Origin of the sequence: Natronosalvus vescus (assembly GCF_023973145.1) — an archaeon.
GTDB lineage: Archaea > Halobacteriota > Halobacteria > Halobacteriales > Natrialbaceae > Natronosalvus > Natronosalvus vescus.
This window is the reverse complement of the sequence record NZ_CP099546.1, coordinates 1,011,167-1,035,695: the sequence shown is the minus strand read 5'-3', so window position 1 is coordinate 1,035,695 and position 24,529 is coordinate 1,011,167. Positions and strand designations below refer to the sequence as shown.

Annotated in this window: 28 protein-coding genes and 1 tRNA gene; 18 read left to right on the top strand and 11 right to left on the bottom strand. The window is 61.9% G+C overall.

Going from position 1 to position 24,529, the window contains the following annotated elements; genetic code table 11:
- Nucleotides 1-120 precede the first annotated feature (120 nt).
- Together NGM68_RS04855 and NGM68_RS04850 are read right to left on the bottom strand one after the other, a co-directional pair.
- Nucleotides 121-1,899: an ABC transporter substrate-binding protein gene (locus NGM68_RS04855; protein WP_252700520.1), complete on the bottom strand. Its 1,779-nt coding sequence runs from the start codon at nt 1,897-1,899 to the stop codon at nt 121-123.
- A 689-nt stretch (nt 1,900-2,588) separates the two neighbouring features.
- Nucleotides 2,589-2,663 (bottom strand) — tRNA-Met (locus NGM68_RS04850).
- A 161-nt stretch (nt 2,664-2,824) separates the two neighbouring features.
- Here NGM68_RS04850 and NGM68_RS04845 point away from each other — a divergent pair.
- Complete coding sequence (locus tag NGM68_RS04845; protein ID WP_252700519.1) at nt 2,825-4,888, top strand: cation:proton antiporter; 2,064 nt, start codon at nt 2,825-2,827, stop codon at nt 4,886-4,888.
- A gap of 22 nt (nt 4,889-4,910) precedes the next feature.
- On the opposite strand, the gene NGM68_RS04840 is transcribed toward NGM68_RS04845, so the two are convergent.
- Nucleotides 4,911-5,513: a metal-dependent hydrolase gene (locus NGM68_RS04840; protein WP_252700518.1), complete on the bottom strand. Its 603-nt coding sequence runs from the start codon at nt 5,511-5,513 to the stop codon at nt 4,911-4,913.
- Nucleotides 5,514-5,719: 206 nt separating this feature from the next.
- Nucleotides 5,720-5,986: an HAH_0734 family protein gene (locus NGM68_RS04835; RefSeq protein ID WP_252700517.1), complete on the bottom strand. Its 267-nt coding sequence runs from the start codon at nt 5,984-5,986 to the stop codon at nt 5,720-5,722.
- Between the two features lie 232 nt (nt 5,987-6,218).
- Here NGM68_RS04835 and NGM68_RS04830 point away from each other — a divergent pair, with 232 nt between their 5' ends.
- The 6 genes from NGM68_RS04830 (at nt 6,219) to NGM68_RS04805 (ending at nt 9,204) form a co-directional block, all read left to right on the top strand.
- A complete protein-coding gene (locus NGM68_RS04830) occupies nt 6,219-6,503 on the top strand; it encodes a 50S ribosomal protein L44e (RefSeq protein ID WP_252700516.1) in 285 nt (94 codons plus the stop codon).
- A 5-nt stretch (nt 6,504-6,508) separates the two neighbouring features.
- Entirely contained in the window at nt 6,509-6,682 is a 174-nt protein-coding gene (locus NGM68_RS04825) for a 30S ribosomal protein S27e (protein WP_252700515.1), read from the top strand.
- Nucleotides 6,679-7,479 carry a translation initiation factor IF-2 subunit alpha gene (locus NGM68_RS04820; RefSeq protein WP_252700514.1) on the top strand — a complete coding sequence of 267 codons (801 nt, stop codon included), beginning with the start codon at nt 6,679-6,681 and terminating at the stop codon, nt 7,477-7,479. The genes NGM68_RS04825 and NGM68_RS04820 overlap by 4 nt, the downstream gene beginning before the upstream one ends.
- A gap of 14 nt (nt 7,480-7,493) precedes the next feature.
- Entirely contained in the window at nt 7,494-7,673 is a 180-nt protein-coding gene (locus NGM68_RS04815) for an RNA-protein complex protein Nop10 (protein WP_252700513.1), read from the top strand.
- 6 nt (nt 7,674-7,679) lie between these two features.
- Nucleotides 7,680-8,450, top strand: coding sequence for a proteasome assembly chaperone family protein (locus tag NGM68_RS04810; protein WP_252700512.1), 771 nt, complete (start codon nt 7,680-7,682; stop codon nt 8,448-8,450).
- Between the two features lie 88 nt (nt 8,451-8,538).
- Nucleotides 8,539-9,204 carry a J domain-containing protein gene (locus NGM68_RS04805; protein ID WP_252700511.1) on the top strand — a complete coding sequence of 222 codons (666 nt, stop codon included), beginning with the start codon at nt 8,539-8,541 and terminating at the stop codon, nt 9,202-9,204.
- Between the two features lie 279 nt (nt 9,205-9,483).
- Here the strand turns inward: NGM68_RS04805 and NGM68_RS04800 are convergent, their stop codons facing one another.
- Entirely contained in the window at nt 9,484-10,263 is a 780-nt protein-coding gene (locus tag NGM68_RS04800) for a DUF7839 domain-containing protein (protein ID WP_252700510.1), read from the bottom strand.
- Between the two features lie 233 nt (nt 10,264-10,496).
- Here NGM68_RS04800 and artA point away from each other — a divergent pair, with 233 nt between their 5' ends.
- The gene (artA, locus tag NGM68_RS04795; RefSeq protein WP_252701378.1) at nt 10,497-11,492 is read left to right on the top strand and encodes an archaeosortase A; all 996 of its coding nucleotides are present in this window, start codon (nt 10,497-10,499) and stop codon (nt 11,490-11,492) included.
- Complete coding sequence (locus tag NGM68_RS04790; protein ID WP_252700509.1) at nt 11,485-12,267, top strand: metallophosphoesterase; 783 nt, start codon at nt 11,485-11,487, stop codon at nt 12,265-12,267. The genes artA and NGM68_RS04790 overlap by 8 nt, the downstream gene beginning before the upstream one ends.
- A gap of 19 nt (nt 12,268-12,286) precedes the next feature.
- Here the strand turns inward: NGM68_RS04790 and NGM68_RS04785 are convergent, their stop codons facing one another.
- Nucleotides 12,287-13,645: an NAD(P)/FAD-dependent oxidoreductase gene (locus NGM68_RS04785; protein ID WP_252700508.1), complete on the bottom strand. Its 1,359-nt coding sequence runs from the start codon at nt 13,643-13,645 to the stop codon at nt 12,287-12,289.
- Between the two features lie 291 nt (nt 13,646-13,936).
- On the opposite strand from NGM68_RS04785, the gene NGM68_RS04780 reads away from it, so the two are divergent.
- The gene (locus NGM68_RS04780; RefSeq protein WP_252700507.1) at nt 13,937-15,130 is read left to right on the top strand and encodes a threonine synthase; all 1,194 of its coding nucleotides are present in this window, start codon (nt 13,937-13,939) and stop codon (nt 15,128-15,130) included.
- A 192-nt stretch (nt 15,131-15,322) separates the two neighbouring features.
- Entirely contained in the window at nt 15,323-16,501 is a 1,179-nt protein-coding gene (locus NGM68_RS04775; RefSeq protein ID WP_252700506.1) for a multicopper oxidase domain-containing protein, read from the top strand.
- Nucleotides 16,502-16,613: 112 nt separating this feature from the next.
- Here the strand turns inward: NGM68_RS04775 and NGM68_RS18165 are convergent, their stop codons facing one another.
- Both NGM68_RS18165 and NGM68_RS04770 read right to left on the bottom strand, forming a co-directional pair.
- Nucleotides 16,614-16,745, bottom strand: coding sequence for a DUF7859 family protein (locus NGM68_RS18165; protein WP_256469930.1), 132 nt, complete (start codon nt 16,743-16,745; stop codon nt 16,614-16,616).
- A gap of 740 nt (nt 16,746-17,485) precedes the next feature.
- Complete coding sequence (locus NGM68_RS04770; protein WP_252700505.1) at nt 17,486-18,004, bottom strand: metallophosphoesterase; 519 nt, start codon at nt 18,002-18,004, stop codon at nt 17,486-17,488.
- Between the two features lie 209 nt (nt 18,005-18,213).
- Here NGM68_RS04770 and NGM68_RS04765 point away from each other — a divergent pair, with 209 nt between their 5' ends.
- From NGM68_RS04765 to NGM68_RS04755, 3 genes are all read left to right on the top strand, one after another.
- Entirely contained in the window at nt 18,214-18,777 is a 564-nt protein-coding gene (locus NGM68_RS04765) for a metal-dependent hydrolase (protein ID WP_252700504.1), read from the top strand.
- Nucleotides 18,778-18,872: 95 nt separating this feature from the next.
- Nucleotides 18,873-19,241 carry a universal stress protein gene (locus NGM68_RS04760; RefSeq protein WP_252700503.1) on the top strand — a complete coding sequence of 123 codons (369 nt, stop codon included), beginning with the start codon at nt 18,873-18,875 and terminating at the stop codon, nt 19,239-19,241.
- A 2-nt stretch (nt 19,242-19,243) separates the two neighbouring features.
- Nucleotides 19,244-19,891 carry a GNAT family N-acetyltransferase gene (locus NGM68_RS04755; RefSeq protein ID WP_252700502.1) on the top strand — a complete coding sequence of 216 codons (648 nt, stop codon included), beginning with the start codon at nt 19,244-19,246 and terminating at the stop codon, nt 19,889-19,891.
- A 101-nt stretch (nt 19,892-19,992) separates the two neighbouring features.
- On the opposite strand, the gene NGM68_RS04750 is transcribed toward NGM68_RS04755, so the two are convergent.
- Nucleotides 19,993-20,262 (bottom strand): MarR family transcriptional regulator, encoded by a 270-nt coding sequence (locus NGM68_RS04750; RefSeq protein ID WP_252700501.1) that lies wholly within the window; start codon nt 20,260-20,262, stop codon nt 19,993-19,995.
- A 124-nt stretch (nt 20,263-20,386) separates the two neighbouring features.
- On the opposite strand from NGM68_RS04750, the gene pan1 reads away from it, so the two are divergent.
- The 3 genes from pan1 to NGM68_RS04735 all read left to right on the top strand — a co-directional run bounded on the left by pan1 (nt 20,387) and on the right by NGM68_RS04735 (nt 22,219).
- The gene (pan1, locus tag NGM68_RS04745; RefSeq protein WP_252700500.1) at nt 20,387-21,604 is read left to right on the top strand and encodes a proteasome-activating nucleotidase Pan1; all 1,218 of its coding nucleotides are present in this window, start codon (nt 20,387-20,389) and stop codon (nt 21,602-21,604) included.
- 146 nt (nt 21,605-21,750) lie between these two features.
- Nucleotides 21,751-21,975 carry a nuclear transport factor 2 family protein gene (locus NGM68_RS04740; protein WP_252700499.1) on the top strand — a complete coding sequence of 75 codons (225 nt, stop codon included), beginning with the start codon at nt 21,751-21,753 and terminating at the stop codon, nt 21,973-21,975.
- Complete coding sequence (locus NGM68_RS04735; protein ID WP_252700498.1) at nt 21,938-22,219, top strand: ester cyclase; 282 nt, start codon at nt 21,938-21,940, stop codon at nt 22,217-22,219. The genes NGM68_RS04740 and NGM68_RS04735 overlap by 38 nt, the downstream gene beginning before the upstream one ends.
- Before the next feature lie 212 nt (nt 22,220-22,431).
- Here the strand turns inward: NGM68_RS04735 and NGM68_RS04730 are convergent, their stop codons facing one another.
- Nucleotides 22,432-22,569 carry a hypothetical protein gene (locus NGM68_RS04730; RefSeq protein WP_252700497.1) on the bottom strand — a complete coding sequence of 46 codons (138 nt, stop codon included), beginning with the start codon at nt 22,567-22,569 and terminating at the stop codon, nt 22,432-22,434.
- A gap of 142 nt (nt 22,570-22,711) precedes the next feature.
- On the opposite strand from NGM68_RS04730, the gene NGM68_RS04725 reads away from it, so the two are divergent.
- Nucleotides 22,712-23,281, top strand: a complete 570-nt coding sequence (locus tag NGM68_RS04725) for a GMP synthase subunit A (protein WP_252700496.1) — start codon at nt 22,712-22,714, stop codon at nt 23,279-23,281.
- A gap of 125 nt (nt 23,282-23,406) precedes the next feature.
- Here NGM68_RS04725 and NGM68_RS04720 read toward each other — a convergent pair whose 3' ends face one another.
- Complete coding sequence (locus tag NGM68_RS04720; protein WP_252700495.1) at nt 23,407-24,447, bottom strand: Cdc6/Cdc18 family protein; 1,041 nt, start codon at nt 24,445-24,447, stop codon at nt 23,407-23,409.
- Nucleotides 24,448-24,529 lie beyond the last annotated feature (82 nt).

Here is a 24,529-nt window from a genome sequence, read left to right as displayed (position 1 = left end):
ACATGATCGATATATGTGTTGATTGAGTAGTACTGTATGTAGTCTTCGGTGTGTCTGTTGTACGGGAAAGAAACGACAAATGAGCCACCATCAGCCCACCTGCCTCGTCGTAATTCGCGTCTAGTTGTGTGGGTCGTCGGTCATCCACCAGCTGTTGGACTTGTAGCCCCACGACGGGGATGGGTCCTCGGTGAAGACGACTTCCTCCTGATAGCCGAAGATGTCGTCCTGGAAGTACAGGAAGTTCACCGGCAGGTCTCGACTCAGGATGCCGAAGATTTCGGCGAATATCGCTTGCTGTTCATCTGAGTCCTCAGCGGTTGCCCCTTCCTCGATCATGCCCCCGATATCTTCCTCCGGAACGTATCCGTAAAAGTTCGTTCCAGAGCTTGCCGTCCAGAACGCGGCGATCGATGCCGGCGACCGTGGATACGTGTTGAACCCGATTCCGGACAGCAGATCCCACTCGCGGGCGCTGGTGAGTTCCTGTGGATCCTCCGCTTCTGGGTCGTTGAAGATGCCCAGCGGTTCGCCGTCTTCTGCAACCATCGCGTACTGTTCGAGCATCGTGTTGAACGGGACACCGGTCGCGTCGATCTCGATGCCGAGTTGCTCGAGTTCAGAGGAGACGTAGCGAGCCGTGTCCTCGACGAGGTCGGAAGCGTTCGAGTAAACGTAGGTCAGGACGACCGGGCTCCCGTCGGGGTCGAGCAGCGTATCACCGTCGTACTCGTAGCCGTCACTGAGGTTCTCCTCGAGCAGGGATCGAGCCTCCGCGACGTCGTAGGAGTCACCCTGTCCAACCGGTTCGACTTCGCTGTCGTCGTAGAACTCGGAGTACTCCGGCTGGAACGTGTGGGCGACCTCCGCGAAGCCACGGTAGATGTCGTCGGCGATGGTCTCTTTGTTGATCGCCATCGAGAGTGCGCGACGAATCTCGGGTTTGCGAAGTTCCTCCCAACCGTTGGCTCGCTGGTTGTAGACCTGCACGCTGCAGTACGGCGTTTCCGAGGAGACGAGCGTGAACCGGTCGTCGCCCTGGAAACTCTCGACCTGGTCTGCAGGGATTTCGATCGTCGAGAGTCCCTGGGTCTCGAACTCCGCCAGACGGGTACTCTCCTCCTCGAGGATGTTGATCGTATACTGTTCGAAGTACGGTGCGTCCTCCCAGTCGTCGTTTTCGCCGCGCAGGTAATAATCGTCGTTACGAACGGCGACGAACCGGTCTTCGATGGATCGGCTTTCGAACGTGTACGGGCCGAGGTTGCCAGTATATTCGAACTGCGTCACGGCGTCGGCGTTGTTGAGTTCGTTCCCGGCGTCTTCGTTGCCGTCGAGGTAATCCTCGAAGTATGGCTCGACGAGCGCTTGGGGGAGGATCTGCGTTCCCCAGAACGTTGGCTGGCGGACGAACAGCGGGTCGGGGGCCTCGATCTCCACCTCGAGAGTGGTATCGTCGACCGCCGTCACCTCGGTAACGGAGTCCCAGTTCGACCGGTTCACGTGACCCGCCCAGTTATCCTCGTATTGGGCGATGTTTTCGACGTGGAAAACCCAGTCATCGGCGGTCATCTGGCCGTAGTCACTACCCCACTCGAGGTTGTCACGGAGGTAGAATGTCCAGGTCTGGTTGTCGTCAGTCTCGTAATCTTCGAACCAGTAGCCGTAGAACTCGTCGTTCTCGTCGAGACCGTATGGGCCGTCGAGAAGCGGGGTGAGCCGTGCGGCGGAGGTCGTGTCGTTGATTCGAAGCGGGTTCAGATCCTGGGCTTCGGAACCGGATGGCGTAATCCAGTCTGGCTGGATCTCACGTTCGCTGACGTCACCGTCCTGATCGTCGATATCGGAGCCAACACCATTGCCGTCGTCTCCGTTTCCGTCGTCATCACTGCCACCCATACATCCTGCAATACCAGCAACGCCAGCTGCACCAGCTAGCGAAAGCACCTTCCGTCGATTAACACCAGTTGCCTGTAAGTCCTTATGAGGCATATTGAGAATACAGAGACTAACTACATAAATACTTTCCGAACTGTTTTATCAGAGAGGGTAATGAGTTTTGTACCACAATAAAATAAACCGTGAATCGACCATTTGTCCACACCCGACAAATATTGCTTGTAATCCATGCTGGAAACTGGCTTGGTATTGAGTTTCAAGCAAACGACAACTGTTGTCAGTTGAGAGGAAATCACATACCAGTTCTGAACGGATGTGAGGCTCCAAAACTGCATTACTTAGCGTAAATGCTCGATTAATTCACTGGCCTGATGAGTACCTGACCACTCACCGTAGGTCGAATTCCGAACTATATCGATACGTACATTCTGGTGATAAAATCGCTCTGTGGACACGGCGGTAGAACATCTCGTGACGACCAACCGAACCCACGCTGTCGAGTTCAAAGCTACTCGTGCTATCTCCGTCGCTCGCGAATTTGCTCGCGACAAAACATAGCGGGAGGTAGATTTGAACCTCGCCGAGACGTGCTCGCGTTTGCTGCGCGCGTCTCGTCTGGTTCAAATACTCATCGGCTTTCCAGGGATACAGCCTCCTCGCTACGCTCATCGGGTTGTATCCCTGAAAAGTAGCGGGAGGTAGATTTGAACTACCGATCTGCGGGTTATGAGCCCGCCGGAATCTCCTGGCTATCCCATCCCGCTGGCTCAACGTAACCCGGTACGGTAGTTAAGGGTTGTGATTCGGGTGCCCTGTGCGGGTTTTTCACCATCACCCAGGTGACAGTATCACACAGTCGTGGCTGCGATTACTGAAAATGGGGAACACACATACCGTACTCGCCGGTGTGGCAATAGCCGGGCGCATGCCAACACTCCTGGTCACCGACGCTCCGTTGACACCACCCTTCGAGGATCCGATCCTGATCTTCGGCCTCGCCATGGTGCTCTTTCTCGTCGCTCCCCTGATACTCAAGCGCTACCGGTTGCCTGGAATCGTCGGCATTATTCTCGTCGGTGCGGCAATCGGGCCACATGGACTCGGTCTCCTGGAGCGGGACGAGACAATCCAGCTTCTGGGAGAGGTTGGCCTCGTGTACCTCATGTTCGTCGCCGCACTCGAGATCAATCTGAACCGGTTCGTCGAACGCACGGATCGGAGCCTCGTATTCGGACTCCTCTCGTTCGTTATTCCCCAGGCCGTGGGTACGGTCGTCGGGATCGTCGTCCTCGAACTCTCACTCGCCGCCGCCTCGCTGTTCGCAGCGATCTTTTCTTCACACACGCTGCTCGCGTATCCGGTCATCAATCGACTCGGCGTCACCGAGAACGAAGCCATGACGGCGACAGTTGGCGGGACGATCCTCACGGACACGCTGGCGTTGCTCGTTCTGGCCGTCGTCGTCACATCCGTGGGTGGGGCGCTCGATGCAGCCTTTTGGATTCAGCTCGCGGTCGGACTCGCCGCGTTTTTCGTCGGCGTCTGGCTCCTCGTCCCCGTGATCGCCAGGTGGTTCTTTCGTATCCACAACGAAGAGAGCTACTTCGAGTTCCTGTTCGTGATGGCGACGTTGTTTAGCTGTGCGTTTCTCGCCTCGCTCGCAGGCGTCGAGCACATTATCGGTGCGTTCCTGGCCGGCCTCGCGCTCAACCGGCTGATCCCGCAGACGGGAACGTTGATGAACCGCATCGAATTCGTCGGTAACGCCCTGTTCATCCCGTTTTTTCTCCTCTCGGTCGGAATGCTCGTCAACGTCCGCGTCCTCGCCGACGGCATCGAAACGCTCGTCATCGCCGGATCGCTGATCGTCATGGTCGTGGTGACGAAGTACGTCGCGGCCTGGGTAACTGGGCGGGCGTATGGGTACACCCACGAAGAAATCGTCGGGATGGCCGGCTTATCGATGGGACAGGCGGCGGCCGCGCTGGCGATCGTCCAGATCGGGTTCACTGCAGGCGTGCCCGGCTTCGACCAACACATGATCAATGGCGTCGTCCTGATGATCCTCGTCGTGAGTCTGGTGAGTCCGGCGCTCGTCGAGTGGGCTGGTGATGGGCTCGTCCGCGCTCGAGATCACGAGGCGTACGATCCAACTGAGCGATCACAACGAATCCTCGTGCCCGTCTCGGTGGAATCGGAGTACAGAGAGACTCTGCTCAACCTCGCGCTTACTCTTCGTGATCCCCGTTCACAAGCGGCGATTCACACCGTGTCGGTCGTCAGGCCAGGTGCCGAGACGTCCGCCAGGATCGCCGAAACAGAGGCGTTCCTCGAGCAACTTGGCGCGTACGCTGCTGGCGCGGAGGTTAACGTCGATCGCCACACGCGTGTAAATCACAATATTGCCTCCGGAATCGTCCGATCGATGCTCGAGAATCAAATTACGACGCTCGTGATGGGGTGGGATGGGGCACCGTCTCGAACCCAGCGGACGTTCGGTCACATCATCGATCAGGTGTTGAACCGAACCACACAGCTCGCCCTCGTCGGCAGAGTTCGAGAGCCGCTCAATACGACGGCACGAATCGTCCTCATCTGTCCGCCCTCGATCGAACACAACGACGGGTTTTCCGAAGCGCTTCACACCGTCAAACTGCTCGCTGAACGAACCGGCGTGTCGATCCAGGGGCTCGTCGTCGATGGATCCACCGAGCAGTTCGATCGCGCCTCTCAGCTCGTCGAGCCGGACGTTCCGGACAGGTTCGATGCCGTCGACGACTGGGACGATCTCTACGAGACACTCGAACGAGTCGTTCGGACGGATGACCTCGTCGTCTGTGTCAGTGCACGCCGGGACGATGTCGGGTGGCACCCGGTGCTGATGACGCTGCCAAAACGCATCTCGACGGTCACAGCGGGTAATTTCGTCGTGGTATACCCGGCGAGAAGCGACGTGGCCGACGATCGCCAGTTCCTCAGACTCACCTGATCGTAAGCCGACCACAGTCCCTTCAGCTACTGACTCGAGCGGCCCACTGGCGAACGACTCGGGCGCTCCCGGTACACAGTTCCCGAGCGACTGGGGCACCGTCCACGAGCCAGAGGACGACCGTCACCGCGACCAGTCCGAGCCCGACCCACTCCACGTTTGATAACTCACCGGCGACGAGCTGGTGGCGGTAGGTGCCGACCATCGTCAGAAACTGCTCGCGAAATCCCGCCACCCCCGAATCGGGTGGCGTCGTCCGCACCGGCCAGAGAATCCGTTCGATCGGGAGCGTTCCCCGTCGGAAATAGATCGGGATTACGTCCGCGGGCAGGTGGAGTAGATAGCCGATTGCGAACGCGAGTCCCGGCCGGGCCCGACCAGCCTGTCGAGCCAGCACTCCGACGACGAGACACAGTGGCACCGCGAAAAAGACCGAGTGACCGAGCGCGTATCCGCTCTCGAAGACGCCGAACTCCCAGGCAAGCGGTTTGTCGATGAAATCCGGGAGTACCGACGCAACGACGACAGCAATCGTCTCGAGCGCACCCGGCGACGATCGGTAGTACAGGTGGGCAAACAGCGAGTACGCGAGGTAGCCGACGACCACGTGTTCCCACGGCCACATTACCCATCGGGTGAACCCTGGCCGGGTTAGTTATGGATGGCCTGTCGGTGTACAGCGTCTGGGTACGGGTCGGTTCGACCTTCAGGGCGATGTCGCAGACGTTGTAATTGTCCGATCCGTACCAACCGGAAAACGAACGCGTGAGACGGCACGACGGAGACCGAGGGCTACCTATCGAGCACCGAAGTGAGACGATACAGCGGCGATCAGGCGAACAGCGTCCCCTTCGGCTCGATCACAGTGATCTCGCTTGCATCTGCACGTTCGACCTCGAGCCAGTGGGGGGTGAAGTTCCGGTACTGGAAATCCTCGAACTCGGCTTCCGTGCCGACGGTACACCAGAGCTGGACGCGGTCGGGGCCGTGCCACTCACCGTTACGGTTGATGCCGAAGCAAACCAGTTCTTCCCCGTCGTGTTCGATGACCGCGCCCTTTCGAATGCCCGGATCCCCGTGGATGATGAGCCGCTTCATGAGCGACGATTCGGACGATGGGGAATTAAGCGCTTCGAAGCCACCCCCACCCCGGATCGGGGTGCACTTGTAGTGCTGTGGCAGTGGTCGTGGTCACCGATACCCACGAATAATACGGCCGCTGTGGGTGTTTGTGTGCCCCTCACACACCTCCTCGAGCGACCTGGTCGGTCGAACCGAACCAAACGGGTTTTAAACAGCCGTGCCATAGCCCACTGCAAGTGAGTTAATCATGCAGATGCCACGTCGATTCAATACGTACTGCCCGCACTGCCAGTCCCACCACGAACACGAAGTCGAGAAGGTTCGAACCGGCCGTCAGACCGGGATGAAGAAGGTTGCCGACCGACAGCGAGCCCGTCAGCTCTCGACCATCGGGAACTCGGGGAAGTTCTCGAAGGTGCCAAGTGGCGACAAACCAACGAAAAAGACCGACCTCAAGTACCGATGCAGCGAGTGTGGCAAGGCTCACCTCCGCAAGGGATGGCGCGCCGGCCGACTCGAGTTCCAGGAGTGATTCACATGGCAGGAAGCTACTACCGCGTCCGATGCAGTGACTGTGAGAATGAACAGGTCGTCTTCGGCAAGGCCGCCTCCGAGGTTGCCTGTGCCGTCTGTGGCACCACGCTGGCCGTTCCGACCGGCGGCAAAGCCCAGATCGACCACGAGATCGTCGAGACCGTCGAGTCACGATGAAGTACAGCGGCTGGCCAGAGCCCGGCGAACTCGTCGTCGGCAAAATCGACGAGATCGAGGACTTCGGCGTCTTCGTCGACCTCGAGGAGTACCAGGACAAGCGTGGCTTGATCCACATCTCCGAGGTCGCGAGCGGCTGGATCAAGAACGTCCGCGACCACGTTCGTGAAGGCCAGATTGCCGTCTGTAAAGTCCTCGACGTCGACGAGTCTCACGAGCAGATCGATCTCTCACTCAAGGACGTCAACGATCACCAGCGCTCGGACAAGATTCAGGAGTGGAAAAACGAGCAGAAGGCGGACAACTGGATGGAAGTCGCCTTTGGCGAGGACATCGACGACGAGGAGTACATCGCCATCGCGAACGAACTACTCGCCGCCCACGGGACGCTCTACGACGGCTTCAAACAGGCCGCGATTCACGGCCACGAAGCCCTCGAGAACACCGATCTCGACGAGGACGATCTCGAAGCCATCGTCGAAACCGCCCGGGAGAACGTCTCGGTACCGTACGTCAACGTGACGGGCTACGTCGATCTCGAAAACGCCGCACCCAGCGGCGTCGACGGCATCCGAAACGCGCTCGAGGCAGCCGAGGGCAACGGCGACATTCCCGACGGCGTCGAACTCGAGGTGACCTACGTGGGTGCCCCAGAATATCGCATCAAGGTTCGAGCGCCGAACTACAAGACCGCCGAGGCAGCACTCGAGGAAAGCGCCGAGCGGGCCATCGACGCGATTCGATCCGAAGGCGGCAGCGGCGAGTACCACCGCGAGCGACGAACCGACGACGAGTAGCGTCCCCAGCGACGATGAAATCCGATATTCTCGTCTGTTCAAACTGGGAGACGGCTCACGACCGTCCGGTCTACACCCTCTCTGTTACCTGTCCCGAGTGTGGGGCAGATGCCATCAACAGCGCGCCAGCCCCGTTCGATCCCGACGATGCACACGGGGAGTACCGACGCGCTCTTAAACGTCGCGTTCGCTGATACGGTATGGACGAACTCGACATCGAGACCGTTGCCGAGGCCAGCCTCGAGGATCCGGTGCTGATCGAGGGACTTCCCGGCGTCGGTCACGTGGGCAAACTCGCCGCCGACCACATTCTCGAGGAACTGGCGGACGAGAGTACGCTCGTTCGGCGCGTCTACTCCCAGGAGTTCCCACCCCAGGTAACCGTCGAGGACGGCGTCACGAGTCTGACGTGCGCGGAGATACACGCTGTGACGCCCGACTCGGGTCGCGACATGCTCGTGTTGACCGGCGACCATCAGGCCCAGACCAACGCCGGCCACTACGTGCTCACGGACGCGTTTTTAGACATATCCGAGGAGTTCGGTGCGAGTGAGCTGTACGCCCTCGGCGGTGTCCCGACAGGTGAACTGATCGACGAGTACGCCGTCCTCGGGGCCGTCACCGACGAGTCGCTGCTCGAGCCGCTCGAGGAACAGGGCGTGGAGTTCCGCGAGGACGAACCCGCGGGCGGCATCGTCGGCGTTTCCGGACTCCTGCTGGGACTCGGCGAACAACGTGGCTTCGACGCCGTCTGTCTGATGGGCGAAACCAGCGGCTACCTCGTCGATCCAAAGAGCGCCCGAGCGGTTCTGGACGTGCTCGAGGCGCGCCTCGAGTTCGAGGTCGAGTACGACTCCCTGGACGATCGTGCAGACGAGATGGAGGACGTCATCGGCAAGATCCAGGAGATGGAACAACAGCAACAGGCGATGGAGGTTCCAAGCGACGACGATCTGCGCTATATCGGTTGATTCCGACTCCCGGCTCCCGGTGCCACGTTCGGCCGATCGAACACCTGGAGGCGAGCAGTTCTTTGTTCTCGACACCCTACACCGACCCGTGCCAACGAGCGTCCTCGAGGCAATCCCGCCGGCCGTTCTCGCCGGGCTGATTCTCGGCGGTGCGTTCAGTCTCGTTGCCACGGCGATTTTCGTCGTCGGCAACCGTGTGTTCCCCGACTCCTACGGCCCAGGGAGGGGGACGACTGCGAACGGAGATGGGAACGGGAACGGGAAATCGAACACGAACCGATACTCGAGCGAGGGACGCAGACGCGGCGAGATCCGGTCGTACCTCCAGTCGATCGGCGAGCGCTACCGCGAGGAGTACCAGCTTCCCGACACGGACGTGACGGTCGCGTTCTACCTCCCAGATCGAGACGTGGCGGTGACGTTCGTCGCCGAGGAGTTCTTCACCCTCCAGCGAACCACCGACACGTACGTCATCCTGGTCGAACACGAGATGCCGGGCGTCCACCTCGGCGGTCGGTTGCCATTCGAGGTGCCAGAGCCCGAGCCAACGACGGATTCCGTCCGGATGGATCCGCAGAGGCGACTTCGGCTGGCCTACAAGACGCTCGGGCTCCCGAGCGATGCCGACCACGAGGCCGTCCGGTCGGCCTACCGCGAGCGAATCAAGCAGGTACATCCCGACCACGGCGGCGATACGGCGTCGTTCCGACGGGTGCAGGAGGCGTACGCGACGGTGAGCGAGCACGCCGACTGACTCGCGGCGTGACTGCAGATCCCGACAAATCGATTGATACGTGGAACTCGAGGTTGCTAGAACGACCGGTCTCGAGTGGATCACGTCGCCGTTTCACGACGACACCGTGGGATCGGTCGTCGTCTCTCGACGATATCCAGGCAACCGTGGCCGCACGGGCATCCCGTTCGCTGTCGCGATCGTGCGAGCGCGGATCCCAAATCCGTCGTGACCGACCCGTCGGTGGAGATGCTGGCGGTGGCTCGAACCTGCGCACTGCCTCGATAGTCAAAATCGTTCTCAGCCCTCGAGCACTTCGTACGCCACGTCCCCGTCTCGCAACACGTCGGTGACGCGACCGACCGCATCGGTCGTCGCGACGACGGCCACCTCGAGGCCTCTCTCGGCGGCGTCAGCGGCGACGGTGCCAACGGCGAACGTGGTCGCCGGATCGATCTCGGCGCGCTCGAGGGTCACGATGGCTTCGACGCCAGCGGCGAGGACGAGGTCGACGTCGCCACAGCCGTCGACGATGGCCTCGGTTGCGGCCGATTGGCTGCCGCCGGCCCGGACGGGCGGAACCTGCCAGACCGTAACCGAGCCAGGCTCGAGGTCGATGACGCCCTCGAAGCTGGTCACCCCGACGTCGGTTCCCGCGGCAGCGTCCGTCGTTGCGACGCCCGTTGCGGGTCCCTCGGAACCGGGGGAGGCGTGGAGCAGTCCATCCTCCACGGTGAGCGAGACCGGGGCGCCCGTCTCGAGGTCAGCGGTGGCGATGGCGGCGTCCTCGCCCATCGCGCCCAGGACGTCCTCGGTGACGTGGTCGGCGAACCGGCGGACGTCGCCGGCGGCCTGAAAGAGCCAGTCGACGCCCTCGTTGGTGACGCGGTAGCGAGAGCGCCCCTCCTTGTCGACGAACCCGTCCTCGACGAGCGCCCGGATGTACTCGCTGACTGCCTGACTGGTCACGCCGACTTCCTCGGCGATCTCACTCTGGCTGACGGCAGGCTGGCGTTCGGCGATCTCGACGAGGATGCGAAATCGCGTGGCCGCCCGCTTGTTGTCGAGGACATCGACCATACCCCCGCCTTCTCGGGACAGTGCCAAAAATGGCGCGGTCTGTGGGGGTTGCGGCGGCGATTGGCCGTCCCAGCACAACAGCGTCAGGTTGATAGCGACCGAGTTCATCAATTCGCCTGAGTATGTCCTCCTCGTCCGTGACGGCCCTGTCGTCTACCGTCACGCGTTCCCCGTCCTCCACGCCCTCCACGCTCGAGACGCTCGAGACGGCCGAATCGGTTCTTTCGATCTCGATGTCGACGTCCTGGGTCGACTCGAGTGTCGCCACTGTTGGGACGGTACCGGCACTCCTCGGCCCGATCTCGCCGACCGACGCCCTCGCCTGGATCGCGATCGGTGCGTTCGTCCTCGCGATGGGACTGTGGTGGCGCGACCGGACGGATGCCGCCCGATATCTGGCCGCCGGCGCCTGGGTCGTCTTCGGCATCTTCTGGCTGACGATGGCGCCGTACTACTACGCCGACGCCCAGAGCCCGATTCAGACGATACTGAGCCTGGCGGCGCTCCCGCTGTGTACGTATACGGGCTATCTGCTGTACCGTGGACGCACGTCGCTGTTGTTGCTCTCGAAAGCCGTAGCGCTGATGGGGATCATCTACCTCCCCGTCGAGACGATTCCGTTCGCCCGCCAGTGGCTGATCGAGACGACGGCCGCCCAGGCGCATTTCGGTATGGAACTGTTCGGATACAGCCCGGGCATCAACGAAGGGGCCAACGGCTACCAGAGCCGCTTTGACTTCGATCCCGACGAAACCGTCACCGGCCGGACGACCTACATCGTCCTCGCCTGTACGGGCATCGGAAGCATGGCGATCTTCGGCGGGCTGATCGCGGCTGTAAAGGCCCCGCTCCGGCGGAAGGCAACCGCGTTCGTGGCCGCCATCGGCGTCATCTGGTTCCTCAACCTCGTCCGGAACGTGTTCATCGCGCTCGCCTCTCCATACGGCTGGTTCCAGTACGACTCACTTATCTACATCACGACGACGTTCATGGGTGCACCCGAAAGCCGCACCTCGTTTCTCGTCGCCCACAACTTCATCGCCCAGTCGCTCTCGATCGTCGCCCTCGTCGGCATCACCTACCTCGTGATCCGCATCCTCCCCGAGGTGCTCGAGCCGCTCGAGGAGGCGCTGTTCGTACTCACCGGCAACGAGTACGATCTGGCCGATGCGCTCGATCACGACGAGGTGGGTGACCCGGAGGCACCAGCCCCGGCGGACGATGACTGACGGCGAGGGGGACGAGAGTCGATCGATCGACGACACCACCTTCGCCGTCGACGTGCCGATCGAGTTCCTCGAGCGTGCCGTCTACGTCCCCGCAGCCGAGACCCTGGTCGTGGCCGACCTCCACCTGGGGCGGGCCGCCGCCTCGGCAGTCGACGCCCCGATCGACGACGGCGGGGACGTTCTCGCCCGACTCGAGACGCTTCTGGCGCAAACGGCCCCGACGACGGTCGTCGTCGCCGGTGACCTGTTACACGCGTTCTCGAGCGTCCCCGAGGGTGTCGACTGGGACGTCACGCGTCTCGAGCGCGCCGTCGCGGACGCTGACGCCGACCTCGTGGTCACGCCCGGGAATCACGATTCGATGCTCGAGACCGTCTACGCCGGGCAGACGGCCGAGTGTTACCGGCTGGCCGACGGCGAGACGGTGGTCTGTCACGGCCACGAGCGGCCAGTGCTCGAGGGAGACGACGACCCCGAACCCCAGCCCCAACCCAGGCGCTACATCGTCGGCCACGACCACCCGGCGCTCTCGATCGGCGGTCGAAAACTTCCCTGTTTTCTCTACGGCGAGAACGTCTACCGGGGTGCGGACGTGTTGATGCTCCCCGCCTTTACCAGGAGCGCGGCCGGAGCGACGGTGAACAATCACCGAGTCCGAGACTTTCAGTCACCACTGATTCGAGACGCAGACGCGATGGCGCCGGGGGTTCGGGACGAATCATCGGCGTCGGTGCTGTGGTTTCCGCCCCTCGGCAAGAGTCGACGACTGTTGTAGCGCACTCGGCTTTCTAGACTCACTCGAGATCCCGTATCACGGCGCTCGCCGCAACCCGCCCGCTCTCGAGTGCGCCCTGGATCGACGACCACTGGGTATAGTCACCTGCCAGATACACCGCCCCGTCCGGGTCGCACACCGACGGCAATCGATCGTGAATCCCCGGCGGCTGAGCGAACTGGGCGAACGGCACCCGTTCGGTGTGGACGGGCTCGAGGTCGCCGAACCGTCGCTCGGGATACCAGGCGGCGAGAGTCGCGCGTGTACGCTCGAACAGCGTCTCGTCGTCGGTTATCTCGTCGGTGTCGTCGGGCGTCCCGTCTCCGTCGTTGGGCCAGGCGAGATACGTCGCGCTGATCAGCGAGGCATCGTCGGGGGCGTACTCGGGAGCGACCTCGCTGTGAGGAACGACGTGGTTCGGGCCGGCGTCGTCGTCCGCGTTGAGAATCAGTCGACCGCCGCTCTCGAGATCCGTCCTCTTTGGCATGGCGTAGAACTGGGTGAGACAGCCCTTGCCTGCTGTGGGGATCGACTCGAGACTCGTGAGTTCGCGGGCCGTCGGCGGGTCGGTGGCGACGACGACGGCGTCGGCGGTTGCATCGGTGGCTCCCTCGAGCGTGTACGTGACGCTCTCGTCATCGATATCGCCGTCGCCATCACCATCGCCGTCGTCCTTCGCATCGACGGCTGTGACGGTCACCCCGGTCTCGATCCGTGCGCCGGCTGTACGCGCTCGGTCGGCGATCTGGGCCGGTATCGCCCCCATTCCGGCCGCCGGGACGGCGATCGATCCGCTCGAGAGCGTCCGGAAGGTGTACTCGAACACCCGTTTCGACGTCGAGAGGGAGCGATCGAGGGTGATGCCGCCGTAGAAGGGGGCGGCAAAATGGGTGATGAACCGCTGTGAAAAGCCCTGTGCGTGGAGATACTCGCGGATGGTGGTGTCCTCCCCCGTGAAGATCGTCTCGGGATCGGTTCCCGCCAGTCGCCGCCTGAGCCGGAGGACGCGCAGTTTGTCGCCGAGCGTCACGTCGCGATTGAGCAGCGTTGCGGGCAACGCCCTCGGGTCGCGAAGTGGATCCGACAGGGTCGATCGGTGGCCGTCGCGGGCGATAACCGCTCCCGGTGCGAACGGCCGAAGGGCCAGTGCCTCAAGGTCGAGTTCCGCCCGAACCGCCGGATAGTCGGTGAACAGTACCTGAAAGCCACGGTCGAACCGATATCCGTCTCGCTCGAGCGTACGGACGCGGCCGCCGACCTCGTCCCGTCGCTCGTAGAGTGTGGCGTCGACGCCGGCGGCAGCCAGGTGACGGGCAGCGACGAGACCGGCGAGTCCGCCGCCGACTACGGCGACAGTGGGGTTCCGTTGCGGTGTCATACTCGTCCTTCGGGCGAGAGCGACAAAGGCATCGGCCCTACACCGATCGCAACGAAACGCTTGGTGGCTACCTCGAGTCGGTGTGGGCGGCTGTAGTGGACGGCCTGTCCTGACCGAAGGAGGAGCCGAGACTCGGTTTTTCTGTTCTCACGCAGTGGGCTACCAAGCATCCTTTACTTTAGTTTTTATAGTATATAGCTTCAATAAGTGTATCGTTGGTAGAACCCTCGACATGCAGAACCGACTCCGCCAATGGACAGGAATTTGGTCTCCCCCTCACAAGAGGGCAGTATGGAGACCACCGACGCGTTCACCGGACTCGAGTGCATCGACTGTGGGGCCACGTTCGACGCCGAAACCGGTACCCACCGCTGTCCCGACTGTGACGGGATTCTCGATCCGCGCTACGACTACGACGCGATCGATCTCGATCGGGAGACGTTCGAGGCGCGCCCGTTCGACTCGATGTGGCGCTACGAAGAGCTGTTGCCGTTTCCGCGCGCGTCGGCGGTGACGATGGACGAGGGTGCGACGGCACTGGTCGAGTGCGAAAAGCTGGCCGAAGAGTTAGGCGTCAGTCGCGTGTTGATCAAAGACGAGGGCCGGAACCCGACGGGAACCTTCAAGGATCGCGGTCAGACCGTCACGATGACAGCGGCGAGTCAACACGGCGCGAACGACGTCGCCCTCGCCTCGGCGGGCAACGCCGGGCAGGCCGCGGCCGCCTACGCCGGCCGCGCTGATATCGACTCCCACGTGTTTCTCCCGGCCCGATCGGGCTTCACGAACAAGGCGATGGTGAACGTCCACGGCGGCGAGATGACCGTCGTCGGCGGCCGAATCGGCGACGCCGGCGCAGCCTACGAGGACGCGATGGGCGAACACGACGACTGGTACTCGGTGAAGACGTTCGTGACGCCCTACCGTCACGAAGGGAAGAAGACGATGCTGTACGAAATCGTCGAACAGCTCGAGTGGGCGGTGCCGGACGCCATCGTCTACCCCACTGGCGGCGGCGTCGGTCTGGTCGGGATGTACAAGGCCGCCCAGGAGTACCGTGACCTCGGGCTCATTGACGACGTCCCTGCGTTCTACGCCGCCCAGGCAACCGGCTGTCAACCCATCGTCGAGGCCTTCGAACAGGGGAAGGATCGACACGACCCCGTCGAGTATCCCGACACGATCTGTGGCGGGATCGAGATTCCCGACCCCGGCGCCAGTCCGTGGATACTCGAGGCCCTTCGGGAGAGCGGCGGTGGCGCCGTCGCCACCGACGACGAGGAGATCCTCGAGGCCGCCATCGCCGTCGCGAAAGGCGAGGGCCTCGAGATGGCACCGACGTGTGCGGCCGCGGCGAGTGGTGCCTGGGAACTCGGGGCTCGTGGGGAGTTCGACGACGATGCGACGGTCGTCATCGTCAACACCGGTACCGGAAACAAGGACGCGGACGTGTTGCGCAGTCACCTGATGAGCAAGGGAATCTGAGCCAGCAGACGTCACTATCGACGCCGTTTTCGATGCGGATCGTCGACACCGTTCTCGAGGCGCTTCACAACACACCGGTAGCAACCATCGCGACTATCGGAGCGTGTGCCATTGTCACGCAACCCATTTTCCCACTTCGTGGGAACGGGCTGGATATACCTTGGTGTCACCGTTCGAAGCATCAGGTAACTCATGTCCCACGACGATTCGAATTCGACCCACCGGCTGCACCGTCGCGCACTCCTCGGAACCGCTGGCGCAGGTATTCTCGGTGCCGCAGCCGGCTGTCTCGGCTGGATGGACGACGAGCAACCGTCAGAGCCCGCTCAGACTGGCTCCGGCGACTCGAACGAGGACGAGGATGAGGACGACGGCCCGCTCACGGACTACGCCTATACGGCACCACCGCAGGTAGTCGACCTGGCCGAGCAGAATCACCGTTCGACGCTTCGAACCGTTCCCGCCCGTCACGAAATCGTCACCGCGGACGCACACGGGGGCTCGGTCGAACTTCCTGAAGTCTGGGCCTGGCAGGCCGACGACCTCGAGCCAAGCGTACCCGGCCCTATCTACCGGATGGATGAGGGCAAGACGTTCGAGTTGACGTTCGAGAACTCCAAACACAACCACCCGCACACGGTACACGTCCACGCCGTCAGCAAGGTCTGGCACGACGACGGTGCACCGGTCTCGACGCGCATGCAGGTCAACCCCGACGAGGAGCACACCTACGAACTTGAAGGCGACGTCCCCGGCACCCACTTCTATCACTGCCACGTTGAGACCGATACCCACCTCGATATGGGAATGTACGGCATTCTCCGCGTCGACCCCGAAGACTACGAGGCACCCGACCGGGAGTACTTCCTCACGCTCAGGGAGTGGGACAGCCGCCTCCACGAGCGCTACGCCGGTGCCGACGTCGACTACAACGCCACCGATCGCAACCCCAACCTGTACACGATCAACGGCCGTAGCGCCCCCTCGACGTTCCACCCCGAGGACGGCTCCCCGTTCATCGTCAATGAGGGCGACACCGTTCGTCTCCACATCGTGAACGCTGGCTACGAGTCACACCCGTTCCACACCCACGGCCACCGGTTCACGGTCGTCGAGAAAGACGGCAGCCCCATCCCGGAGGCCGCCCAGTACAAAGAGGACGTGATCAACATCAGCCCCGCCGAGCGCTACACCCTCGAGTTCGAGGCCGATTCCGATCCAGGCATCTACCCTGCACACTGTCACAAGGTACACCACGTGACGAACGAGGGATCCTACCCCGGCGGAATGGCCACCGCTATCGTCTACGAGTCGGTCCTCGACAGCGAGGAGTTCGCAGCCGTGATGGACGACGCTGGCTTCGAGGGGTGAACAGGACGCGAGAATTCGTCACTGTCGCCACACTCGTGCTGGACTCGGATTCTCAAGTCATCACGTGCTGAACGCGGATTCTCGAGCGACGAACGCAACTGTGAGTCTCGCCTCAGCGACGATCCATTCCGTCGCGGAACTCGAGGACGGTGCGTCGCAACAGGAGATACAGGAAGAAGATCAACGAAAGGAGGAGCACCACCATTCCGATGATCACGGGGTCGTTCGGGATCAAATCGAGCATACCGCCCGTTTATACCGGTGGTCTCAAAATCGTTTCGACGTCTCGAAGCAGCTGACGGGCGGGGAACCGTCGACATCACCGGCGGCAGTTCGATACCGTCGACGCCGCCAGTCTCAGATGCCCGTGTCGGTTCATGATCGCCTCGCTACACCGGCCGGTCATCCGGAATCGCCATCCGCCCGATCAATGGATTAGCACACAGCCACGCAACACACCATCGCACAGCCACGCAACATACCACCACACAGCCACGCAACACACCATCGTACCTCCTCACCACCTGTCCCGCCAGTTCAGTGGCGATCGACACTAACCCACACCAAGCTAAAATCGATTTTTTAGCTTGGGATGATTCTTTTTATACCCACAGTATAGGGTGTACTGTGCCTCGGTCGTCAGATGCTAACGTGACATGCTACGTTGTCGACCGGGGCCACAGTAGGAGGGGTGGCCGAGATTGTCGCGTCGGGCGGACGCCCACGCTCGAGGCGGATCACCCACATCCACACCCACACTCACGGACACCCCTTCGCTGTCCCCCTGATGCTCGACGCCGGACGTTCCGTCCGCTCACGTCGTAATGGCCCTCCACCGCGTGCCAGCCGTCAGGTATTGGAACTTCTCATCGACTGTTGATCGCTCACAGTGAGTGCCTTGCGTCCGTCGTCCGTACGCGAGAACGCGATGGCAACTGGACAGCTCACTTCCGAGAGGAACTCACCAGCCGCGAGTACCGAGCGTTACCGGTCGACGACGACTGAAAACGAGTCGATCGACGTCCCGTCGGGTTCGGATAGCGTCCCGGTAAACGTGTGCGCATCGACCCGCTCGAGCGTCGCGAACCCGGGGCGATTCCCACGTGGCTGGGCGTGACTGCCCGGGTTTACCAGCGTCACGTCGTCGGTTTCGGTAACTGACGGCCGGTGGGTGTGCCCCGAGACGACGATGTCGGCGTCGCGCGAACGCCCGAACATCGCCAGGCCGACGTCGCCACCCGACCGACGGTGGGTGACGGCGATTCGCAATCCGTCGTACTCGACGATCCGTACCGGTGGTAACCGATCCGTGACGGTGGCGCTGTCGGCGTTTCCGTGAACGGGATAGAAGACGGGACACAGCTCTTGAAACGCCGCGAGTGCGCGCTTGCTCGTGAAGTCACCGGCGTGAATCACGGCATCCGCCTCGCGAGCAGCCGTGAGCGAGGCCCCCTCGAGGTGGTGACCGGCCTGGCTGTGGGTATCAGCAAAGATCGCAAGCATTGCCGGCGATACACCACGGGAGGCTACCACTGTTTCGACCGCGGCCGCAATTGCTCCAACTGAGACGAACGAGGGAGATTGTTGCTTTGACAGCGGTCATGAGCGGCCACGATCCGCTGCCGAGTGATTACCGAGTGCCAAACAGAGCGAGCCCGAGGTATCAGTCACATCGTTTATAGCCGCACTGGACGTTCGCTGATCCAGTACATATGTGGCCCCTTGGACACGCTGCAATCGCCTATCTTCTGTATACGTTCTGGATGCGATCACGAACGAATCAGCCGCCGACGGCAATCCCCGTCGCGTTCTTGCTCCTCGGGAGTCAGTTTCCCGACCTGGTCGACAAACCGCTCGCGTGGTACCTCGGCGTGTTGCCCACGGGGCGAACGCTGGCGCACTCGTTGCTGGTGCTGGTTCCGCTCTGTTTGCTCGTGGCCGCGTTCACCGCCCGATATGACCGTCCCGAGTACGGCACGGCGTTCGGACTCGGTGCGCTGTCACACGTGCTCGTCGATGCCCTGCCGGTGCTGTGGGGCGGCACCGAGCCGAATCACCTCCTGTGGCCCCTGCTGTCCGTCGAGCCGTACGAGAGCGGTGCGCCGAGCATTATCGACCTCTTCGTGAGTTCGCTGGGAGAGCCCTTCTTCCTCGCTGAGTTCGTGCTCGCGGCACTCGCGTTCGTCGCCTGGCGACACGACGGCTATCCGGGGCTCGAGCTCGTTGCCGACGTCCTCTCGTGGCCTGCACGCGAGAGCGACCGCTCATCACGGTAGCGACCCATACGTTCGACGACTCCCGGACAATCACGACGGTACGAGACACCCCAACCGGCGCAACGGTTTTCCTCCGGGGCCTCGCACACGAGCGTATGAACGTCCTGTTGGGACTCGAGGGAAGCGACGAGTCGGTAAAGACGCTCGAGACGACGATCGAACGCGTCCAGGCGGTCGGCGACGAGTTGACCGTCGCCATCGTGAAAAAACCCGAGTCCGAGCGCTCGGTCGAGGAGGTTCACGAACTGGCTCGCGAACGGCTTTCGGTGGCTGGGATCGACGCCGAGGTTATACGGCTCGAGGGCGACCCGGGGAGTGCACTCGTCGACTATGCCGAGCGCGAAGCCGTCGATCAGCTCGTGATCGGTGGCGGCACTCGAAGCCCGATGGGGAAGGTTCGACTCGGGCCGATTACGGAGTTCGTTCTGTTGAACGCGACGACGACGGTCAAACTGGTTCGATAACAATGAGGCCCGAACACACGCGGATCTACCCTGACGATCCAGTCGGGTTGTTCCCGACTCCGCCGACGACGTACACGGATCCGGATGCCCGGACGATCGAATTCGCCGCGATCGGTGATCGCGAAGACGAGTCGAGACGCTCCGGCGCCGGAGGACGGGGCTCCGACGCTACCGATACGAAAGGACGGGAATCCGACGGCACCGACCCGCTCGAGGCACTCACCGAAATGTACGCCCAGTTCGATCCGGCCGACCGTGCCCAGGGGATTCCCCCAACCGGTCGCGATCGAATCCGCCAGTGGCTCAAGCCGCTGCTCGAAAATGGGATCAACGTCGTCGGGAGTCACGACGGGGAAATCATCGGCCACGCGACGCTCGTTCCCGATACGGACGAGCCGAGCGCCGTCGAGGATCCCGGCTCGGTCGAGTGGGAGTTGGCGATATTCGTCCTCCAGGCCTACCAGCGCGGTGGGATCGGCACACAGTTGCTCGAACTGTTGCTGGGCCATGCCGCGACAGTGGGCGTCGACCACGTGTGGCTCACCGTCGAACGGTGGAACGGGCCGGCAATCGCCCTCTACGAGCGGGTCGGCTTCGAACTCTGTGGTGCCGAAAGTTTCGAACAGGAGATGTCGATCCGCCTCCAGTAAGCGCAGGGGACACCCTCGAGGAGTCGGACGAAACCCGAAAAACGTCGGTGATGCAACCGGTTATACGAGCCTCGGTCGGAACAGACGACGATCCCTACGGTCTACTGGTCGATCTCGAGCGTGTAGAGGCGCTTTCGGGCGTCAGAAAACGAAAACCGGGAGGCGATCACGTTCTCCTCGTCGAGACGGTTGAGCGCGTAGCGGACAGTTCTCGCCGGCAACAGACTCTCGTCGGCGATCTGCTGTTGGGTCATCGTGTCGTTGTACTCGAGTACCTTCGCGACGAGCTTTGCGCTCGGGGGAAGGTCACGGACGTCGTCCCACGTTCCGCGATCGGGTTCGCTCTGTTGGAACGGCTCTGAGATGCTCATTGTGAATCAAGCTACGAAATACAGCATAATAATATTTGCTGTTTTAAAATATTCCCCTCGGTAATACTATTCGGCGCTGAGACTACCCGAAGCCTCTTATGATCCACTGCCCTACCAGTGCGTGATGAGCGACACTGTGGAAGACGTCGACGTGCCTTACGACGAGGACGAGGCGTCTCAACAGGAGAAAATACGGGCTCTCGAGGAGCGACTCGAAGTACTCGAGTCCCAGAACGAGGAGATGCGGGACAAGCTCCTCGATGCGAACGCCGAGAACAACAAGTACCAGCAGAAACTCGAGCGCCTGACCCACGAGAACAAGAAACTCAAGCAGTCGCCGCTGTTCGTCGCCACCGTCCAGGAGATTTCCGACGAGGGCGTCATTATCAAACAACACGGCAACAACCAGGAGGCGCTGACGGAAGTCACCGAAGAGATGCGGGACGATCTCGACCCCGACGACCGCGTCGCGGTCAACAACTCGCTTTCTATCGTCAAGTCTCTCTCGAGCGAGACCGACGTTCGGGCGCGGGTGATGGAAGTGACCCAGAGCCCCGATGTCCACTACGAAGACATCGGCGGCCTCGAAGAGCAGATGCAAGAGGTGCGCGAAACGGTCGAAATGCCACTGAAGAGCCCCGAGATGTTCGACAAAGTCGGCATCGACCCACCGAGTGGCGTCCTCCTCTATGGGCCACCGGGGACGGGGAAGACGATGCTCGCGAAGGCCGTCGCCAACCAGACCGACGCAACCTTCATCAAGATGGCCGGCTCCGAACTCGTCCACAAGTTCATTGGCGAGGGGGCAAAGCTCGTCCGTGACCTCTTCGAGGTCGCCCGAGAGCACGAACCCGCCGTCATCTTCATCGACGAGATCGACGCCATCGCCTCGAAACGGACGGAGTCGAAGACCTCCGGCGACGCCGAAGTCCAGCGAACGATGATGCAGCTCCTCTCGGAGATGGACGGGTTCGAAGAGCGCGGTGACATCCGCATCATCGCGGCCACGAACCGCTTCGACATGCTCGACCGCGCGATCTTGCGCCCCGGACGGTTCGACCGCCTCATCGAGGTGCCAAAGCCGACCGAGGAGGGCCGCGAGCTGATCTTCCAGATCCACACCCGGAACATGAACGTCGACGACGACGTCGACTTCACCCAGCTAGCCGCGGAGACCCCCGAGGCCTCCGGTGCCGACGTCAAAGCCGTCTGTACCGAAGCCGGGATGTTCGCGATCCGGGACGACCGCACCGAGATTCACATGGAGGACTTCATGAACGCCTGGGCGAAAGTGCAAGCCGAATCCGAAGAGAACCCCGAAGTCTCGAAGACGTTCGCCTAGCGACTGAGGACTCGAGCCGAAGTCGTTCTGGACGGGTGTTGTATTTAGATGAGGACATTCGTGACGAACGACGCGTTTTACTCACCACAGCTGACTGAATGAGCCACTCTCGTTATTCCCGCAGGAGTACTAGTAGATGTGGTGATATGAGTATAGCAGCTACAGCACCCGGGATGCAAAGTATCGAGATCGTTCGACAGTTCAACAGCGATGTCTTCAACGGTCGGGATTACGACCGTCTCGCCGAACTACAAACGGAGGACTACGTCCAGCACGGGCCGATGACGGGAATGGAACTCCACGGCACCGACGAATCCGTCGAATCCATGCGGAATGTTCCACGCCGCGTTCTCCGATCTGGAAGCAACTGAAGGGATTCAGTTTAGCGACGAAAGTGGCGAATACGTGTGTTCCGCGTACACCTACCGTGGAACACACGATGGCGACTTCATGGGTATCCCCCCAACCGATACCGAGGCAGAGATCCAGGGGCTGGTCATCAACCGCATCGAGGACGGCAGGATCGCCGAGGCGTGGGTTCTCGCCGATTTCCTCGGCCTCTTACAACAGGTCGGCGTCGTTCCGTCGATGGAAGACGTCGCCACTGGCCGCTGAAGGCAAGCACGAGCGGATCGTCTAACGGGCCGCGTGTCGGCTCTCGAGTCTGGGTACGTCGTTTCCGCGCGGGAATCGAAATTGCGGATCAGGACGACCCTGTCAACGCTCCGTTTCACGTGTGCTCCCGACCGGAGATAACGTGATCCATTGACAGAACGATGCAAGGACAGTTTTAGCGTCGTCCGACCGCTGACCGCACCTCCTTCCGCTCAGAGTGTCGTGAAGACGAGCCAGGGGAGTACGAACAGTACGGCCGTCATCAACGCAAGAATCAGCAGGTAGCCGACGCCCGTTCCAGCAGCCGTCTTCCACGACGGATGGTCGAACGACGAGAGATCGAGTGTCATACCTACACGCTCTGGTGACGAACGCATAAACGTACCGGGAACGGTCACCAGGGGGAGACACGGACGGCCACCGTTGACGAAACCCTCGATATCAGCCCATGCTTCGGACTGTTTTTATCGTTCGAGTGGCTACCCAGACCCAATGACGACAATCACCGTGGTGGACAATCACGGTCAGTTCACCCACCTGGAACAACGGGCGCTGCGCGACCTCGGCGTCGACTGCGAGTTGATCGACAACGACACCCCGCCAGAGGAGGTCGAGGCCGATGGCATCGTCCTCTCGGGCGGCCCCGACATGGATCGAATCGGCCGGAGTCCACAGTACCTCGAGGACGGCCGACCCGTCCTCGGTATCTGTCTCGGGATGCAGATTATGGCTCTCGAACTCGGCGGCAGCGTCGGCAGCGGCGACTACGGTGGATACGCCGACGTCACCGTCGACGTACTCGAGCCGGACGACCCGCTCATCGGTTCGCTCGCCCCCGAGACGCGCGTCTGGGCGAGTCACGCCGACGAGGTCAAAGAACTCCCCGAGGGGTTCACGCGCACGGCCTCGAGCGACGTCTGTGGCGTCGAGGCGATGAGCGACACCGAGCGGAACCTCTACGGCGTCCAGTGGCACCCCGAAGTTGCCCACACGGCACAGGGCGACGAAGTGTTCGAGAACTTCCTCGAGATTTGTAAGACTACGGCCGAAGCCAGTCACTAACCCCGTCGATTTCGAGTCACACGAGTGGCGGCTGACCCTGCGGTGTTCGACTGATTACCGATCCTGGTTCAGATCCGTTCGAGTGGCCGCCAGTTTTCCCTCCAACTCACAGGATTCGTCGATCCCTACTCGATTTCTGCTCGCTCGTCACCTTGGACGTACTCGCCATCGATCACCCGATACGTACGACCCCGTTTCTCCCCGACTGCTTCGATCAGGTCGTAGTGCACCATCTTCGTCAGGTAGTTCCGGAGAGTTCGGTGTGTTTTCGGATCCTCGACGCGATCTTCGTACGTGGCGTACAGCGCCTGGGGTTCGATCTCACCGGCCTCGTCGATGATGTCGTACAGCACCCGCTGGTGTTCGATCAGGCCGTCGATAGTCTTGCGTCGAATCGCTGCCCGCGTGTCCGGAATCGCTTCCTCGAGCACCTCGTCCGATATCGAGGCGAGTCCCCGCTGCTCGGCCGTTCGAGCGGCGGCGCGGAGCATCCCGATGCCGACGCGCGCGTCACCGGCGGCAGCGTCGGCGATCCGTCGTAACTGCCGCTCGTCGATCGATTCCGGTTCGAGGCCTTGCGTCGCTCGCTCGCGGAGAATCGCGACTAGTTCCGCAGTGCTGTAGCGGTCGAACTGGACGCGTGTGCCGGCGCGTAGTCGCGAGCGAACCCGGTCGTCGAACCCGGCGAAGAGTTCGTCCTCCCGATTGGCGATCAACACGAGCGAGACGTGGCCAAGCCGGTGGAGGTCGTACAGCGCCCCCGTCTCCTCAAGCTGGTCGACCTCGTCGAGGATGGCGATGATCGGCTTCCGATCGGCTCGAGCGAGCCGATCGAACAGCTCGGTCTTCGGGGTCGAATGGTGGATGTCGTGGGTTCGCTCGAGGGCCGCGAGAATGCCGTACAGCACCCGATATCGGGTGTGTGCCTGCCAGCAGTTGAGGTACGCCACCCGGATCCCCGGCCGCTCGGCCTGCAGCTGGGTGAGCGTGTATCGGGCGATGCAGGTCTTCCCGACGCCAGTCGGCCCGAACAGAAACGACGTCTCCGGGCGATCATCGCTAAGCAGCGGCTCGAGGGTCTCCGAGAGGTAGTTCACCTCGTCGTGCCGGTGGACGACCTCGCTCGGAACGAAATCCTCCTGGAGCACGCGCGCGTCGACGATCACGATATCGTGACTGTTCGCTCGAGGGGCATAAACAGCTATTGGTGGTCGCCAACGGGGACACTGATTAGCCTACCCAGAATGC